A 16755-nucleotide genomic window follows, 5' to 3' on the forward strand; every position below is an offset into this window, starting at 1 on the left:
GCTTCTGAGAAATTGATAACCCAATCAGTAAAAGCTCGCCGCCCGAGAGGTACAACAAATGCCGCCGCAGCGCAGGGGGAATGTGTTACCCTGATAGCTAACGAATTAACATTCCAAGAAAAAGGATGTACGGGATGACGGTAAGCAAAACCAAAGCCAGTTTTTACAGGCGGCTCTATGTGGCGTATTTAATTGATCATGGCGTGGCAAGCGTGCCAGGGATTATGTCTTATACCGGCATGCCACGAAGAACCGCGCAAGACACGATAAAAAGCTTGGCGGAGCTGGATATCAGCTGCCAATTTGTGCAGGAGGAAGGGGCGCGTAACCGCAGTGGTCACTATGAAATCAGTGATTGGGGGGCGATCAACAAACAGTGGATCGCCGATAACCTGAACGAGATAAAAACGCTGCTGGATTATCCCTAAGCCGATTGTTTATCGCTACACCGTTGCTATAAATAAGCACATGTTATCGGTAAACAAAGGCCAAGGCCGACACAGGGCTGTTCACCCTGTTATTTTTTACCTTTTTCCATCATGGCTTTCAAATCCGCAAACGGATTGAATGTCGCCGCCACATGATCGTTATCACCGGCTTTCACCACGCTACCCATTTGGTTATCGTGCTCGGTGTACTTCTCATGCTCGTGATCATGACAGAACAAACACAACAATTCCCAGTTGCTACCATCAGCCGGGTTATTGGTGTGGTCATGATCCACATGGTGGACGGTTAGTTCACGCAGATTAGAATAAACAAACTCACGGGAACAGCGACCACATACCCAAGGGTATAACTTCAATGCTTTTTCACGATAGCCTTGCTCTTGACGTGCATAGGCTGCACTGGTTCCGTAATAGTCTGATGACATGTTCTCACCTAAATAGATAATGTTTAACCTGCCGATATTAACCGAATTCTGCTTGAAGTGCCGTAATCTTGCGACAATTTCATGAATTCACTCACCGTTCCCGACAATTTGCACTAAAAATGAAGGGGAAGTGGAAGAAAATGGGGAAAATATCACAGCATATCACTCTGTTTATATGCTTATGACAGGGCTATGTCAGCGCGAGTTGCTGTTTAATTAGCCGACAAGAATCCTAAATGGTTCAAATCGGTCAAAAAGTTCATGCGCAACAGTGTAATGCACCTTGATTATGATAATATTCTACCTAATTTGTGAATGTAATCTCACTTGATAGAGAAGACGGATTATGGCTTTTGATTTTTCTAAATTAACTGTGGATTTATCGGCAATGCCGACAACGATCGACATGGGGCATGCTTGGCTAGGTGGTTTATTGCTGGTCATGCTAGTACTTTACATCGCCAAGAAAGGCAAACCGGTTGAAATCGAAAAAGTCGTCGAAAAAGAAGTCGAGAAGATTGTCGAGGTTGAAAAACCTGTCGAGAAAATTGTCGAAGTCGAGAAAGTCGTTGAAGTAGAAAAAATCGTAGAGAAGATTGTTGAGGTTGAACCGAAACTGAAAACCTCTACCCCTGATGCAGCACTTCAGCTATTGTCGTTGCTTCAGCAGGAAGCGCGTTTTATCGACTTCATGCAAGAAGATCTGAAAGGCTTTGCCGATGCTGAAATTGGCGCGGCTGCCCGTGTGATCCACGAAGGTGGTCAGAAAGTCCTTAACGAATATTTCCGCTTTGCCCCAGTGCGTGACGAAGAAGAAGAATCACGCATTACGCTACCACAAGGCTTCAATGCCTCTGAAGTCCGCCTAACAGGTAACGTTGTAGGTGAAGCACCATTTACCGGCACCCTTATTCACCGTGGCTGGAAAGTTACTGATGTGAAACTGCCAAAACTGGCAGAAGGCCACGATGCGAAGATTGTTGCCGCGGCTGAGGTTGAACTGTAATGCAAGACACACAAGAACACCGCTACAGCGTCGGTATCGACTTAGGTACTACACACTGTGTTTTATCGTATGTTGACCTTCAAGACGAAGACGCCGCTGTCACTGTCATGCCGATTGCCCAATTGACCACGCCGGGCAATGTGGAAGAAAAGGATCAGCTGCCTTCTTTCATGTACCAAGCACATGAATCTGAGTTGGCCGAAGGCGATACGGCACTGCCATGGAGCGCTAAACCGAACGCTATCGTCGGTGCAATGGCGCGTAACCTTGGCAGCAAGACCCCTATCCGTCTTATTTCAAGTGCAAAAAGCTGGCTTTGCCACGGTGGTGTTAACCGTCGTGATGCGTTCTTGCCACTGAACAGCCCTGAAGAAGTGATCAAAGCCTCTCCTGTTGAAGCAACACGTCATTACTTGGCGCACCTTGCTGACGCATGGAATCACCAACACCCTGACTCACCATTGTTTGAACAAGACGTGACGATCACGGTACCGGCTTCGTTTGACCCTGCGGCCCGTGATTTAACCGCTGAAGCGGCACGTGAAGTGGGCTTCAAGCACATGACGTTGCTAGAAGAACCGCAAGCGGCTGTGTACAGCTGGCTGAAAAATAACGAAGAAACATGGCGTGATCAGGTAACGGTTGGCGATGTGATTTTGGTTGTTGATATCGGTGGTGGTACCACGGATTTGTCTTTGGTGGCCGTGACGGAAGAAGAAGGCAACCTGACACTGAACCGCGTAGCCGTTGGCGATCACATCCTATTGGGTGGCGACAACATGGACTTGGCCCTTGCCTACCGCCTGAAGATGAAGCTGGCGCAAGAAGGCAAGCCACTACAGCCATGGCAGATCCAAGCGATCACACACGCGTGTCGTGATGCAAAAGAAGCCCTACTTAGCGATGCAGAACTGCAAGCCGTGCCAATCGTGGTACCAAGCCGTGGTTCTAAACTGCTAGGTGGCACACTGCAAACTGAGTTGACCCAAGAAGAAGTCCAGCAAACGCTGGTAGAAGGTTTCTTCCCGCGTACTGCGATTGAAGAGCATCCGGTTGAAATGCAGCGCGGCGCCCTGACCCAAATGGGTCTGCCATACGCACAAGATGCAGCTGTATCGCGCCACGTTGCGGGTTTCCTTAGTCGTCAGTCTTCTGCGGTCGACGAGTTGTTTGAAAAATACGAGCAATTGCACGAAGGCTTTATTCGCCCTACCGCAGTCTTGTTCAACGGTGGTGTGCTGAAGTCTGATCTGTTGTCTGATCGTCTGATGGCGATCATCAACAGCTGGCTAACAACCGCGGGCAGCGACGAAGCCAAGCGTCTAACAGGTCTTGATTTGGATCTTGCGGTAGCAAGCGGCGCGTCTTACTACGGTTCTGTGCGTAAAGGTAAAGGCGTACGTATCCGTGGTGGTATTGCCAGCAGCTACTACGTGGGTATCGAAAGCTCTATGCCAGCGATTCCAGGCATGGAACCGCCAGTGGAAGCCCTTTGTGTGGCACCGTTTGGTATGGAAGAAGGCACACATGCCGATGTCCCAAGCCGTGAATTCGGTCTGGTGATTGGCCAGCCTGTACAATTTAAGTTCTTCGGTTCAACGGTTCGCCGTGAAGATCCTGCCGGTACACACCTTGATTGGTGGCAGCCGGAAGAGCTTGAAGAGTTGCCGTCTATTCAAGTGACCTTGCCTGTCGTTGAAGGTCGCAGCGCAGGTGAAGTTGTGCCTGTTCGCTTGGCATCGCGTGTAACGGAACTGGGTACGTTGTGCCTAGAAGCTATTCCGACCGATGGCGGTCAGAAGTGGCAAGTCGAGTTCGACGTACGCGACAACTAATCTCCATCAAAACGGCGCCTCAGGGCGCCGTTTTTTTATCCCCCGAATTCTTCATGATGATGGTGTGATGACATCGACATCATTTGATACAAACGCAGACTGAAATCAAAGATTTATCTCCGCGAATATTGCTATACAGCGGTATACTATCGCTAAAATCGGTCATTCCGAATCGCTATACATCGAACGATCTGCTCTGGAGTAACGCATGCCTTCCCCTCGTTTTCTTGTTGGTATCGACCTCGGCACAACTCACACGGTTGTCGCCTATACCCCGATCTCTGACGACCTTGAGTCCAGTCCTATAACTCTCTTTGAGATAGACCAGCTCATCGCGCCTGGGGAAGTCGTCCGAAAGCCCTTATTGCCCTCTTTCCGTTATCACCCTGCAGAAGGCGAAATGGATCCCACACAATTGGTTCTCCCTTGGGATCACCACCCAGTCAGCGGCGATATCAGCTACGCCATTATCGGCGAATTCGCCCGTGAACTGGGGGCGAAAGTCGAAGGCCGTCAAGTGGTCAGTGCCAAAAGCTGGTTGTCACACACGGGCGTGGATCGTAATGAAGCGATTCTGCCTTGGTCCTCGAATGCCAGCATCAATAAAGTCTCGCCGGTTGTTGCCAGTGCCAGTTACTTAAACCATGTGCGTCAAGCATGGGATTACCACCACCCTAGCGACAAGCTCAATGAGCAGGAAGTCGTCGTAACCGTACCGGCCTCGTTTGATGAAGCGGCACGCGCACTGACATTAGAAGCGGCGAAATTAGCGGGATTAGATAACATTTTGCTGCTAGAAGAACCACAAGCGGTCTGTTACGACTGGTATGCCAGCCACAAAACACAAGCCGATGTGTTACTGAAAGATATCCCCCTACTGATGGTGTGCGATGTCGGTGGGGGCACCACTGACCTCAGCTTGATCAAGGTCGGCACCAAAGAGGACAAACTGACGCTGGATCGTATCGGCGTGGGTGATCACCTCATGCTGGGTGGTGACAATATTGACTTGGCCTTGGCTCACTTGGCAGAACAACGTTTGCATGGCAGCGATAAAAAGCTCAGTGCGGCCGCCCTGTCGAAATTGATCCAACAAACCCGCAAGGTCAAAGAAAAACTCCTCTCCGGCAATGCACCAGACACCGCGAAAGTGACCATGCTGGGTAGTGGCTCTCGCCTCATTGGCGGGGCTAAAAGCGTCGATCTTACCCGTGATGAAGTCCACCGCGTGGCGCTGGATGGTTTTTTCCCGCAAACCGACTTTACTGATCAGCCTAACCAACGCCAAGCCGCCGTGGTGGAATTTGGGTTGCCGTATGCGGCCGATCCTGCCGTCAGCAAGCATATCGCCCAATTTATCGATCTGCACGATACCGTGTGTCGTGAATCGTTTGCTGCGCAAGGGGTCAACATTTCCCCATCGCAACCTGCGATTCCGGTGGCCGTGCTGTTGAATGGCGGCGTGTTCAATAGTCCCTTATTGTCTGAACGTGTGCTATCCACGTTTTCGCAATGGCGCGGGAAACCAGTCATCGAACTGAACAACCCGCACCCGGATCTCGCGGTGGCTTATGGTGCAGTGGCCTATGCCAAAGCCCGCCATGGTGCACAATTGAAAATTGGTGGCGGTTCAGCGCGCTCCTTCTTCTTGGTGTTAGAAGGCAAAAAGAAGGCTAAGCAAGGATTGTGTATCCTACCGAAAGGGCTGGATGAAGGCACAGAGATCCGCCTCAAAGACCGAAAGTTTGCCCTCACATTAGGTGAACCGGTTCGCTTTAATTTAATGTCATCCACCGATGACACCCATACCCAAGCAGGCGGTCTGTACACCCTCGAAGCCGACAGCTTTGTGGCACTGCCGCCATTCATCGCCACATTAGACAGCGAAAAAGATCGCGCAGACTTAGCGGCGAACCAAAAAGATCGCGAAGAAGTGACACTGGCTTGTCAACTCACCGAAGTCGGCACACTGCAAATTGAATGTGTCAGTACGCACGATGAAAACAAGCGTTGGAAAGTGGAGTTTGCGATCCGTAAAGACATTGCCAAGCTAAACCAAGGCAAACACGACGGTACCTTGGCCGAGTCTGCCCTTCCCGCGCACATGGACGACGCCATCGCGCTGGTCAAACAAGCCTATGGCGGCAGCACCAAAAACGCAGACACCAGCACCATCAAAACCCTGCGTAACCAACTGGAAAAGCGCTTAGGTAAACGTGATAACTGGGAAACTCCATGCTTACGTGCATTGGCGGATTCTCTGCTCGAGAGTAAAAAACGCCGTCGCCGTTCAGATATCCACGAACGTAATTGGCTTAAACTCACAGGTTTTGCCCTACGTCCGGGCTTTGGTTACCCCACCGATGAGTGGCGTATGGAGCAAGTGTGGGCACTGTATCAGCACGGCATCCAATCTGAGAGTAACACGCAAACCTGGAGCGACTGGTGGACATTCTGGCGCCGTATTGCAGGCGGCCTCAGCCAAGAACAGCAGTTGGTGATCTACAAAGACATCGCGAAGTACATCAATCCAAGTGCCACGCGTGACAGCAAGCTTGCCAAAGAGATGCAGGAGCGCAGTTACGAAGACATGGTTCGTTTGGCGGCGTCATTGGAAAATATTCCGTTCGATAAAAAGCTGCAGTTAATTGAATGGATTTTTGGTCGTTTACAAAAAACTCAATATGCGCAAGCCCATTGGTGGGCCATTGGTCGTATCGCGACCCGTAGTCCATTCTCTGGCAGTGCGCACAACCTGCTCACACCGCAACATATCGCTTTTTGTTTACCTGAGTTAATGGATTTTGATTGGCGTAAAGATCCCAACATTGCCTTTGCGGCGGTCATGATGTGTCGCATGACGGGAGACCGTACATTGGATGTTGATGACGCTAACCGTCAGGCAGTATTGAAAAAATTGCAGTCAAGCAAAGTACCGGAAAGCTGGATTGAGATGGTATCAACCGTGAAGGTATTAACGGAAAGCGAAACAAAGCGGGTATTCGGGGATGCCTTACCAACAGGATTACGCTTAATCGATTAAGGTTCTGTTAGGGTTCGGCTGGTACTCTCGAAGACATAAATGAGAACGAATTTTTTATTCCTTAGCACATTGCTTTGAAATTTTGTCTAGCGAGTATTATATGAACCGTACACAATACCAGATTATTGCGGATCGGATTTTTAAATCTGAGAACCAGCGTGTAGCCGTCGAGGCCGTGATTTTTGAAGGCCTCTCAAGCTATGAAGCTGAGAAACGCTTTGATGTCCCTAAAGGTACCCTGTCACGCAATGTACGCAAGTACAAGCGTGAGGTTCAATATCTTCAGAACATTGCTGCCGCTTAGCTGTCGCCCAAGCGATCAATAGATACAAAAAAACGGAGAATAATACGATTATTCTCCGTTTTTTTGTCTTAATTTTTATATGCGATATGTGGGATATTCAGTAGGGATTAGCCACTAAAGCAATCCAACAATAATCCCCTCTCATCACTGTCAGACCGCTTTTGTCGCATCATCACGGCCGCGTAACCAGCAGGTCACAAAATACAACGCGATTCCCGCCACCAGCATCAATCCATTCGCAATGACACCAAATGCGAGGTAAGCATCAAGCGCAGAACCGCTGATAAGGATGTCGACCGGCAACCAATAGATTTCCGTCAATTGACGGCCTAACTCGCCACTGCCCGTCGCTTGGAAAAGGGCAATTTTGATAATGACAATCACAAACATCACGGTCAACAATGGGTACCGCGTCAACTGTGACACCACCAATAACCCACATGCCAATGGCAATAATGCCAGACTCATCAAGGCTAATGTGCCCATAAACTGCCCCCAATGCAGCGCAATACCCGATAACGAGATATGCATAGACTGCATCATATCTGCCGGTAGCCACAGCATAGCCAGTAACCACACCACCAGATCGGAGAAGATAAGCAAACAAGAAGCAATCAGCGGTACCACACCCAAAATAAAGAGGAGTTTCGCCCCGACGGTTAAATGGTCAGACACAGGCATGGAGCGCCAAAACATCAGGCTGCCTTCTTGTTTTTCTTTACGTAGCGTTTTCGGCACATAAATCATAAACAAGATGAGGTATAGCATACCGGCAATCAGTACATTTAGCTTACCGATTAACCCCGCAAAGCCATCTTGGGTTAACCCCCAATCAATGACACCATTACCGCTTGATTGAATAGAAAATGTCACATTATCGCCCATCATCACAAAGGCAAAATTCAACACCGCAAACAGCGCAAGAAATAGCGGGAGTTTAACGACAATGCGATATTCCCATAATTCTTTTTCCAGCAAGGTTAATAATGTTTTCATGATGCCACCTGCTGAACAGCAATGAAGATTTCAGCCAGTGTCGGGCAAGAAACCACACCGAGCGTCGCCAGTTTCTCTGGTCGAGCATCCTCGTAATACGCCACTGCGCCTTTCTCCCCGTATTGCATCAATAACGGCTTGGCCGTTTCTGCCATTTTCACTTTGTCCATCGGTACATCAACTTTGGCATAGCGTGCCGTGACTTGCGCCAATGGGCCTTCACACACCACTTTACCCTGTTTAAGCATCAACACATCCGTCAGTAAATGGGCAATTTCATTCACTTCATGGCTTGCGATAATTAATGCGCGCTCCCCTTGCTGAAACCACGTCATTAACTGCTGATAAAAACGTTCACGGAAGAGTAAATCAAGCCCTAACGTCGGTTCATCAAGAATAAGCACGCGCGCCTCTGATGACATAATCAACGCCAAATGCAGCTGCACTTTCATTCCTTTAGAAAGCCGAGCAATTTTCACCTTTGGCTGAATGTCTGTATTGGCTAGATATTGGTACGCCCTGTCTGCATCAAATTTTGGATGCACACCCGCCATATATTTAATGATCTGCTTTACCGTCATCCATTCTGGCAATAAAGCCACATCCGATATATAAGCGAGATCTTGCACGATAGTCACACGGTGTTTTTGTGGCTCTACACCAAACACCGACAATGTGCCTTCATAATCATGAGCGCCAAGCAGGCTTTTGATCAGCGTTGATTTACCGGCACCATTGTGACCCAGTAACCCCAGCACTTGTCCCGCTTGTAATTGAAGGTCAACACCCATCAATGCACGAAAGTGTCCGTACGACTTTCCCAACTGGTGTGATTGAATCAAGGTTTCCACGGTATTTTGCCTTTTATTCACAAGCATGCGTGCCATTCATTCACGCACGTTTAAAGATTTATCCTAAACGCCGTCGTGTATATTGTCATTGTCTCTGTATGATATCAGTAAAGGGAAAGTGTTAAGTCCCTCCCATAACAATGAGCAATATCGCCATCAAACGACATACAAAAAAAGTGCGCCAAGATCCCTTGGCACACTAAAAAGGTAGGATAATTTATTCTGCCAGATCGCAGCGTGTTTATCGGGGATGACGGATTGCACAACAAAAGCGACGCAAATAAGTCAATCTCAAGTGGTACTGTCAAAGCAAGTACATCTTGAAATAAGAATACGCATAAGAGTAAGAAAAAGAATGGCTAAGAATTTTTCCCTACGAGTCGCGTTTTGCTTTTATTGCTTGTCAAATAAACAGGATTGACACGCATTGTATGCAAGCTATTGGGTATTACTCGCCCTTTTCGAATGCAAGTAATTCTTCAGGGTGTACACCGTCTTTTTCCATTTGAGCAAGAATTTCGTTCATACGTGCCTGACGCGCTTCGTCTTTAAACTCATGAAGTACCGCAATAAGATTATTAATCTTATGAATAGGCATACGCTTAATAACAGCCTTCTGACGACCTGGTACTTCATCAGCGAAATCAATCAGCATTTGACGGTAGTCAGCACGCTCCTCTTTCACTGAACCTGTTTTTGTATCAACGTTTTTAAGCATTGCTGACAATGCTTTTTCAGCAGCTGCAAAATTATCCATGAATATTACCTCTTAAACCGAATACCATGATTGTGCGACAGGCTTAGCATAAGCCAATAAACAGATGTAATGCCGCACACGGCGATCGAAAATGATGACGAATAAAATTATCTCAATCGAGAGAGAAAATCTCTGTAATATTGAACCACATACGATGCAGATCACTGATTCGTTTGAAAGCAAGGGTTGTGGCAATAGCTGAAGACCACACAAGGCAGATGCGCCGATGATACCTCTTGTTTCCAAGTAAGTGAACTTAAATTTTATCGAATCTATCATCCACTGAATCGCACACTGAAAGGCATTGAGAGATGCATATACCAGTAGTTTGGTTCAGAGTTTTCACTTTGGCAACTCAGGGTGTGCTACATTTGGAATAAAGACAATATACTGCTGAACTTACCCGCCAGCCCCTGACTGGCACTCACGTATAACCAGACCTCGCATAGACTCGTGTATAATAGGTTCATATTTTGATTCTGATAATAAATTGCCTAACTCCCATGCATACACTCATTCGCATCTTCATTTTATCTCTCAGCTATTTTATCGCGTCCCCTGCACTGGCTTCGGTGAAAATAGACGGACACTTTACCGCGACAGACACCTGCCCGGTTTATCAATCCATCAAGAAAAAAAGTAACCCCGGCGCCCACAACACCCACATTGGGACGAAATATCAGGCCTTATTCCTCAATAAGGTGAATGGGGATTGGGTACAAATTCGCGTGCCAGACGCCACACCTAACACGCGCTGGGTCAATATACGCTGTGGTAACGCTGCGTTTAGCCCTGTCGGCAGCGGTAAGAACAAAGCCAATAATACCGCATCAGGCGCGGCTTCAGGCACAGGAACATCTAATGAAAATCAATGTACAACCAAAGGGTTACATGACTCCTATGTGCTTGCTGTCAGTTGGCAACCCGGGTTTTGTGAACACAGTAACAGCAAAACGAAAAAACCAGAATGTGTCGCCATGGCAAAAGGACAGCGCACTATCCACAATATGACGCTTCACGGTTTGTGGCCCAATAAGCGTGCGTGTGGCATCAAATACGGTCACTGCGCCCCCAATAACAAAATGTCTCTGTCACCTAGCACTATCAACACAATTGCCCCGTGGATGCCTAATTTCTATTATGAAAAAGACTTCGGAGCTTACCAATGGAAAAAGCATGGCACCTGCCAAACCCGTGATGATGATGCGTATTTCTTGCTCGCTGCCGGACTGGTCAAGCAAGTGGACAGTTCACCGATCGGTGAATATATAAAGGCGCACATGGGGGATTCCGTGACCGTGGTGGATTTTCAGCGCACTTTAACCAAGCAATTAGGGCGCGAAGCGACTCAACGCATCCAGCTTTCTTGCTTGAAGAAACGCTACCTGCAAGAAGTGCGCATTAACCTCAGTAATGATTTTGAGCGATATTCTTCGCTGCAAGAAAAACTCACAGCAGGCCCAACAACCCGTAACTTCCGCGGTAATTGCTCAGCAACTATCCATATTGAAGAGTAAGGGCAATAAAACATCGGCTGTTTTTTTGCACAGTTACCTACCGCTAAATGTTGAATATGGGATGTCGGTATGATTTCTCATATTCCCTCTCTTGCATTCTATTCGGCCTCTTGTACACTGATCCGGTAAGTTGCTAACGCAATGAATAAAAAGCCATTTGGCGGACATTAGCGCAGTTTGGTAGCGCACTACTCTGGGGGAGTAGGGGTCGCTGGTTCGAATCCAGTATGTCCGACCAAAGGGCTTTTTGTTGAATGATTACTGAACTATCCCTCACCTTCCCTTCATCACGCTTTGCTGTTTTTTGACGACTTTTTTACACAACATTTTCAGATAATTAAGGTAGTATACTTAGGCTTACTGTCTATTTTTGTTTGTTTCTAGGTTTTTATGAAGCTGCTGAATTTTTTCCGTTTGAGTGCAGTGGTCTGTATTGTTCTGGTCGCCTCTATTTTACTGGTCGACCGGTGGCTTTCAGCGCAGGCTTCATCACGCATTTTTGACTCCCCGGCCGAGATCCCTTCGCGTTCCATTGGTTTAGTACTCGGCACCAGCAAATATATCGCTAAGTCCTTAAACCCTTACTACCAGTACCGTATTAATGCCGCCATTACCCTATACCAGCAGGATAAAGTGGACGTCTTACTGCTAAGCGGAGATAACGCCCACCGGTCATACAATGAACCGTGGACAATGAAACGTGATTTACTCAAAGCCGGCATACCGGATAAGAACATCGTGTTAGATTACGCAGGATTTAGAACATTAGATTCGGTTGTCAGAGCAAAACGCGTCTTCGATGCCGATCACTTTGTGATCATTACACAACGCTTTCATTGTGAACGGGCGTTGTTTATCGCCGATCACAATAACATTGATGCCATTTGTTTAGCCGTGCCGGAACCTAAGGGCCTTGCAGGATTAAAAATTCGCACGCGCGAAGTGCTCGCACGCATTAAAGCCATCATGGATATTTACATTCTTGATATGAAGCCAAAGTTTTTAGGCCCCAAAGAGCCGATCACACCGCCTGAGTCAGAAAGTCCGTTATCAGATAAATAGCGCATGGACACGTTGCCATCATCACAATATTGGCCCCCTCTTTTTTCTATGCACTGTTTTGCATTTTGCTAAATGACCATCATGAAAATAAGAAAGCCACTGTCCTTCAGTGGCTTTCATTGATATACGACTATCACCATCGCATATTATTGTTTTTCCGCCTTTTCTGCCGTTCCAAATGACCGCATAAACTTCGCACGCACGCTGCGCATGTGAGTCTGCACGTCACGCTGAACGCGCTGTCGCATAACACGTTGTTTTTTATCCATTCCCTAGCCTATATTATAGTAATCATCATCCTTGAATGACTCTATAATAACCAAGCCACTCTTTAAGCAGAATACGCCCATAATAACAAATAAAAAGTATTAGACTCACATCACAGAAATATACATTCCTTTTCATGCCTTTTAGATATGTATCCTACATACCGCACGACATCACCAGCCTATTATGCGTATTTGAAATAACAACAAGATACGCTCACACCATTAATTCTACTCAGCTCACAGCACTAAAAATTTTCGACACGAAATATCCACAACAAGAAAGCAGTCAATTAACAAAAACAAAACATTTGTTAGCATTCACTGTGTTAGCCAAGGAAATACATGGCCCTACAATAACTATAATCAAGCAAAGGAATCACTATGACTACCCTGACCATGACAATACAAAAATGGCTGTTTGATAAAAAAAGCATGATATTACTCGCTGATATCGCGTTATTTCTTGTGCTGTTAAATACCTTACCGTTTGAGCAAAATGTCGTCACAGGACTCAGTATTTTAGTTTTCATTGCTGTGCTCTGGCTGACAGAGGCCCTGCATGTCAGCATCACCGCTATCCTTGTCCCGCTTCTGGCTATCGGCTTTGGTATTTTTGAAACCCCGCAAGCATTAAGTAATTTTGCCAATCCCATTATCTTCTTATTCTTAGGGGGCTTTGCTCTGGCAGCCGCTTTGCATCGGCAAGAGTTGGATAAAGCTATCGCGGATAAAGTGCTCCTGATCGCCAAAGGCCGTATGTCTGTCGCCGTGTTCATGCTATTTGGCGTCACCGCCGTGCTCTCCATGTGGATCAGTAATACCGCAACAACCGCGATGATGTTGCCACTGGTTCTCGGTGTCCTGAATAAAGTGAACGCGAAAAGCGAACGCAGCACCTACGTCTTTGTGCTGTTAGGGATCGCCTACTGTGCCAGCATCGGCGGGATCGCCACCATTGTGGGTAGCCCACCGAATGCCATTGCTGCAGCAGAGGTCGGATTGAGCTTTACCGAATGGATGGCCTTTGGTGTGCCTATTTCATTGGCCCTGTTACCGCTGACCGTTTTCATGCTGTACATGATCCTCAAGCCCAACCTGAAACACACCTTTGAGCTTGATCATAAACCGGTCACATGGAGCAACGGTAAGCTGATCACACTGGCTATTTTTGCCATTACCGTCTTTCTTTGGATCTTCAGTAAACCGATCAATGCCTTTCTGGGTGGGTTCAGTAAATTTGATACGCTTGTGGCCCTGTCTGCCATTGTCATGTTGGGCGCCTCTCGCGTTGTGCAATGGAAAGACATTGAGAAATCGACAGATTGGGGGGTGCTATTACTCTTTGGTGGGGGTATTTGCCTGAGTAACATTCTAAAAGCGACGGGAACGAGCGTGTTCTTGGCACACAGTTTAGGGAGCTTCCTGGCACAAGCTGGCCTGTTCTTTACCATTTTGGTGGTCGCGGCCTTTGTCGTGTTCTTAACAGAATTCGCCAGTAATACGGCCAGTGCCGCGTTGTTAGTGCCAGTTTTTGCGACCGTGGCAGAAGCACTCGGTGTTTCTCCAGTGATTCTGTCTGCCTTGATTGCGATTGCGGCTTCTTGTGCCTTTATGTTGCCCGTGGCGACCCCGCCAAACGCCATTGTGTTTGGGTCTGGCCACATCAAGCAAACAGAGATGATGAAGGTCGGGATTTACTTAAACCTTGCCTGTATTGGCGCTTTGTCCGTGATGGCTTACCTGTTCTGGTAACACGTACACATAAACCAACAAGGTGGCCTTTCGCCACCTTGTTTTATTCCTACATTGCGACTAATCGCCACTAATCCGCTAAGCGTTATAAGTCATCCGCCGGATATCGCACACCCATGATTTCTCGTGCTTGCGTAATTATTGCGCTCACAATGTGTGTACGGGTTAACCCGCCGTGAGCACTTTGCTTGCTCTGCACTAAACGGGCAAATTCAGCCGCTTCGTACACCATGGCATTCTCATCTTGTTCAACCGTTAGATTCACGGCAGGTTCACCGCGACGGTGTAAATGCACACCATGACATTCCGAAATAAAATCGATCAGCAATGTGCCCTGCTCACCCTGAATTTCACTCGGGATATAACCATCACTGACTTTAGAGTGGCTGATCGTCACATCAAAGTCGCGATAATGCAGCACCAGTGTGCCATGGGCATCGACACCAGAATCTAACCGGACACCTTGCGCCGTCATACTATTTGGCTCCCCAAACAGGCTAATAGCCGCACTCAATGGGTAGATACCAATGTCCATCAATGAACCGTTTGAAAACGCAGGGTTAAACGTATTCGGGTTCTCGCCCTGCAGGTATTTAGCATAACGAGAAGAATATTGGCAATACGAAAAAGACACTTTGCGTAAGCGGCCTAATTTTGGCAAGGCGTGTCGAATCACCTCGAAATTAGGGGTGTATGGCGTTTTCATCGCTTCAAATAACACCACATCTTGCTGCTGAGCCAACGCAATTACGTCTTCCACTTCGGCGATGTTTGAGGCTAACGGCTTCTCACCGATCACATGGATCTGATGGTTAAGAAAAACACGCGCCTGCTCGGCATGCAGCGAGTTAGGGCTGGCAATGTACACCGCATCCACCTCTCCCGATGCCGCCATGGCATCCAGAGCATCGAAGCAATGTGTGACATGATACTTTTGCGCAAATTGCTGCGCCGTGTCCATGGTGCGTGAATACACCGCATTCAGTGAATACTGACCAGTCGCTAATGCTGCACGAATAAACTGATCGGTGATCCAGTTGGTGCCAATAATGCCTAAACGGATCATGCGTGCTTCCTTCGTTTGTTTTTTGGCAGTGTATCAAATCAATCATGCTGCCATTATAAAAAATCCGCGATATAAAAAAACCAGCCACAAGGGCTGGTTCTATTTAAAGACTCATCACACCATAGACTCGACGCGATTGCGCCCTTGTCGTTTCGCTTTATACAGGGCGAGATCAGCACGCTGAATAAAATTATCAATACTTTCGCCTGAAATGTATTCCGATACCCCAACACTGCATGTCAGCGTGAGATCACTTGACCATTGATAACTTTCGATGATCGTCCGGATCATATCGGCGAACTCTTTGATCCCGCGAAGATCCGTCGCAGGACAGAACACGATGAACTCTTCCCCGCCCCAGCGTACAACCACGTCCGTTTTTCTGGCGCGTAAGTTCAATACCCGAGCGAACTCTTTCAAAATTTCATCACCGATACGATGCCCATGGGTATCATTGATTTTCTTGAAATAATCAATATCAATATATGCCATAGAAAAAGCGTGGCCGTTCAATGTTGAGAAGGCTAAAATTTCCTTTAACCAACAGTCGACAGCATGGCGATTTTGCGCACCCGTCAAATTATCGGTATACGCCAACTCTTCAAATTTCAATGACTGTTCATGCAAACTATCATTGGCATCTTTTAAGAATTCCGCTTTGGCGACCATTTCTTTGAGTTGTACATTCAAACGACGGCGTTCCACAAACAAGAAACAGGCGGCCGCTAATACCCACAACGCCATGTTAATGCGTAACAACAACTCTTCACTCACCCATTCACCGTAAAAGACTAAACGGTTCAATTGGAGGGTGTAATGCGCTTGCTTTACATAACTGCCCGTCGCAATTTCAATCTGTAGGATGTTATTAAACTGCGGGCCCGATGTTTCAATCGGCAGTTCATATTCAGCAATCCACCATGACAGAACCTGAAACGCGTCTAGCGGGATCACGGTTAAGCCTTGGTCAATCCCCGGCGCATATTCAATCGCATTAAACTTAAGTGAGACAGGATCCTCTTGACTCGAATACGCAGGATCAAAGTTACGCAAGTAAATACGAATTCGTTCGCCTTCCACTGCGCTAAAGTAATCCACATCAATACCGACGGAGTGAAAATCACTCAAATCCAGCCCTTTTGTGGTCTTGGATAAATCAATCGCTATTTCACAATAAGGCCACTGACCTTTATCACCCATATCACAATTCAATACCAATGATTGCCCACTGATATCGATTTCCGATACGGTATTGCCCCCCTGAGTACGATCATCAATATACTTTACCGACGCGTTCTTCGCACTGATGCTGTATTCTTTATCAAAACCGCCTAACGCATAAAACAGATAGGAAAAAAAAGAAAAGGATAATAATGCGTAAGCAGTATGCCGCAAATGACGGCGCAACTTATCCATTGAAATA

Annotated in this window: 14 protein-coding genes and 1 tRNA gene; 9 read left to right on the forward strand and 6 right to left on the reverse strand. The window is 47.2% G+C overall.

All coding sequences use genetic code 11. The features are described 5' to 3' along the window. The first annotated feature begins 134 nt into the window (after positions 1-134). A complete protein-coding gene (locus tag ACSF8W_RS11165; RefSeq protein ID WP_500847411.1) occupies positions 135-428 on the forward strand; it encodes a winged helix-turn-helix domain-containing protein in 294 nt (97 codons plus the stop codon). Positions 429-517: 89 nt separating this feature from the next. Here the strand turns inward: ACSF8W_RS11165 and ACSF8W_RS11170 are convergent, their stop codons facing one another. After that, entirely contained in the window at positions 518-874 is a 357-nt protein-coding gene (locus ACSF8W_RS11170; protein WP_500847412.1) for a YajD family HNH nuclease, read from the reverse strand. Between the two features lie 346 nt (positions 875-1220). Between ACSF8W_RS11170 and ACSF8W_RS11175 the strand changes: the two genes are divergently transcribed. From ACSF8W_RS11175 to ACSF8W_RS11190, 4 genes are all read left to right on the forward strand, one after another. Further along, complete coding sequence (locus ACSF8W_RS11175) at positions 1221-1880, forward strand: DUF2760 domain-containing protein (protein ID WP_500847413.1); 660 nt, start codon at positions 1221-1223, stop codon at positions 1878-1880. Then, on the forward strand, positions 1880-3715 hold the full coding sequence (locus ACSF8W_RS11180; RefSeq protein ID WP_500847414.1) for an Hsp70 family protein: 1836 nt from the start codon (positions 1880-1882) through the stop codon (positions 3713-3715). Before ACSF8W_RS11175 ends, ACSF8W_RS11180 begins: the two co-directional genes overlap by 1 nt. A 208-nt stretch (positions 3716-3923) precedes the next feature. Beyond that, positions 3924-6758 carry an Hsp70 family protein gene (locus ACSF8W_RS11185; RefSeq protein WP_500847415.1) on the forward strand — a complete coding sequence of 945 codons (2835 nt, stop codon included), beginning with the start codon at positions 3924-3926 and terminating at the stop codon, positions 6756-6758. Between the two features lie 100 nt (positions 6759-6858). Next, a complete protein-coding gene (locus ACSF8W_RS11190) occupies positions 6859-7062 on the forward strand; it encodes a helix-turn-helix domain-containing protein (protein WP_500847416.1) in 204 nt (67 codons plus the stop codon). Positions 7063-7212: 150 nt separating this feature from the next. Here the strand turns inward: ACSF8W_RS11190 and ACSF8W_RS11195 are convergent, their stop codons facing one another. The 3 genes from ACSF8W_RS11195 to ACSF8W_RS11205 form a co-directional block, all read right to left on the reverse strand. Beyond that, on the reverse strand, positions 7213-8058 hold the full coding sequence (locus tag ACSF8W_RS11195) for an ABC transporter (protein ID WP_500847417.1): 846 nt from the start codon (positions 8056-8058) through the stop codon (positions 7213-7215). Then, on the reverse strand, positions 8055-8945 hold the full coding sequence (locus ACSF8W_RS11200) for an ABC transporter ATP-binding protein (RefSeq protein ID WP_500847418.1): 891 nt from the start codon (positions 8943-8945) through the stop codon (positions 8055-8057). Before ACSF8W_RS11200 ends, ACSF8W_RS11195 begins: the two co-directional genes overlap by 4 nt. Before the next feature lie 412 nt (positions 8946-9357). After that, the gene (locus ACSF8W_RS11205) at positions 9358-9666 is read right to left on the reverse strand and encodes a hypothetical protein (protein WP_500847419.1); all 309 of its coding nucleotides are present in this window, start codon (positions 9664-9666) and stop codon (positions 9358-9360) included. Between the two features lie 503 nt (positions 9667-10169). Between ACSF8W_RS11205 and ACSF8W_RS11210 the strand changes: the two genes are divergently transcribed. The 4 genes from ACSF8W_RS11210 (at position 10170) to ACSF8W_RS11225 (ending at position 14266) form a co-directional block, all read left to right on the forward strand. Next, on the forward strand, positions 10170-11183 hold the full coding sequence (locus tag ACSF8W_RS11210; protein WP_500847420.1) for a ribonuclease T2 family protein: 1014 nt from the start codon (positions 10170-10172) through the stop codon (positions 11181-11183). Positions 11184-11344: 161 nt separating this feature from the next. Further along, positions 11345-11421 (forward strand) — tRNA-Pro (locus tag ACSF8W_RS11215). Between the two features lie 152 nt (positions 11422-11573). After that, complete coding sequence (locus ACSF8W_RS11220) at positions 11574-12245, forward strand: SanA/YdcF family protein (protein ID WP_500847421.1); 672 nt, start codon at positions 11574-11576, stop codon at positions 12243-12245. Positions 12246-12895: 650 nt separating this feature from the next. After that, positions 12896-14266, forward strand: a complete 1371-nt coding sequence (locus tag ACSF8W_RS11225) for an SLC13 family permease (protein ID WP_500847422.1) — start codon at positions 12896-12898, stop codon at positions 14264-14266. Positions 14267-14351: 85 nt separating this feature from the next. Here the strand turns inward: ACSF8W_RS11225 and ACSF8W_RS11230 are convergent, their stop codons facing one another. Further along, the gene (locus ACSF8W_RS11230; protein WP_500847423.1) at positions 14352-15332 is read right to left on the reverse strand and encodes a Gfo/Idh/MocA family protein; all 981 of its coding nucleotides are present in this window, start codon (positions 15330-15332) and stop codon (positions 14352-14354) included. A 114-nt stretch (positions 15333-15446) separates the two neighbouring features. Then, positions 15447-16748 (reverse strand): GGDEF domain-containing protein, encoded by a 1302-nt coding sequence (locus ACSF8W_RS11235; protein ID WP_500847424.1) that lies wholly within the window; start codon positions 16746-16748, stop codon positions 15447-15449. Positions 16749-16755: the final 7 nt, after the last annotated feature.

This window comes from Photobacterium sp. 270122K, assembly GCF_059941365.1.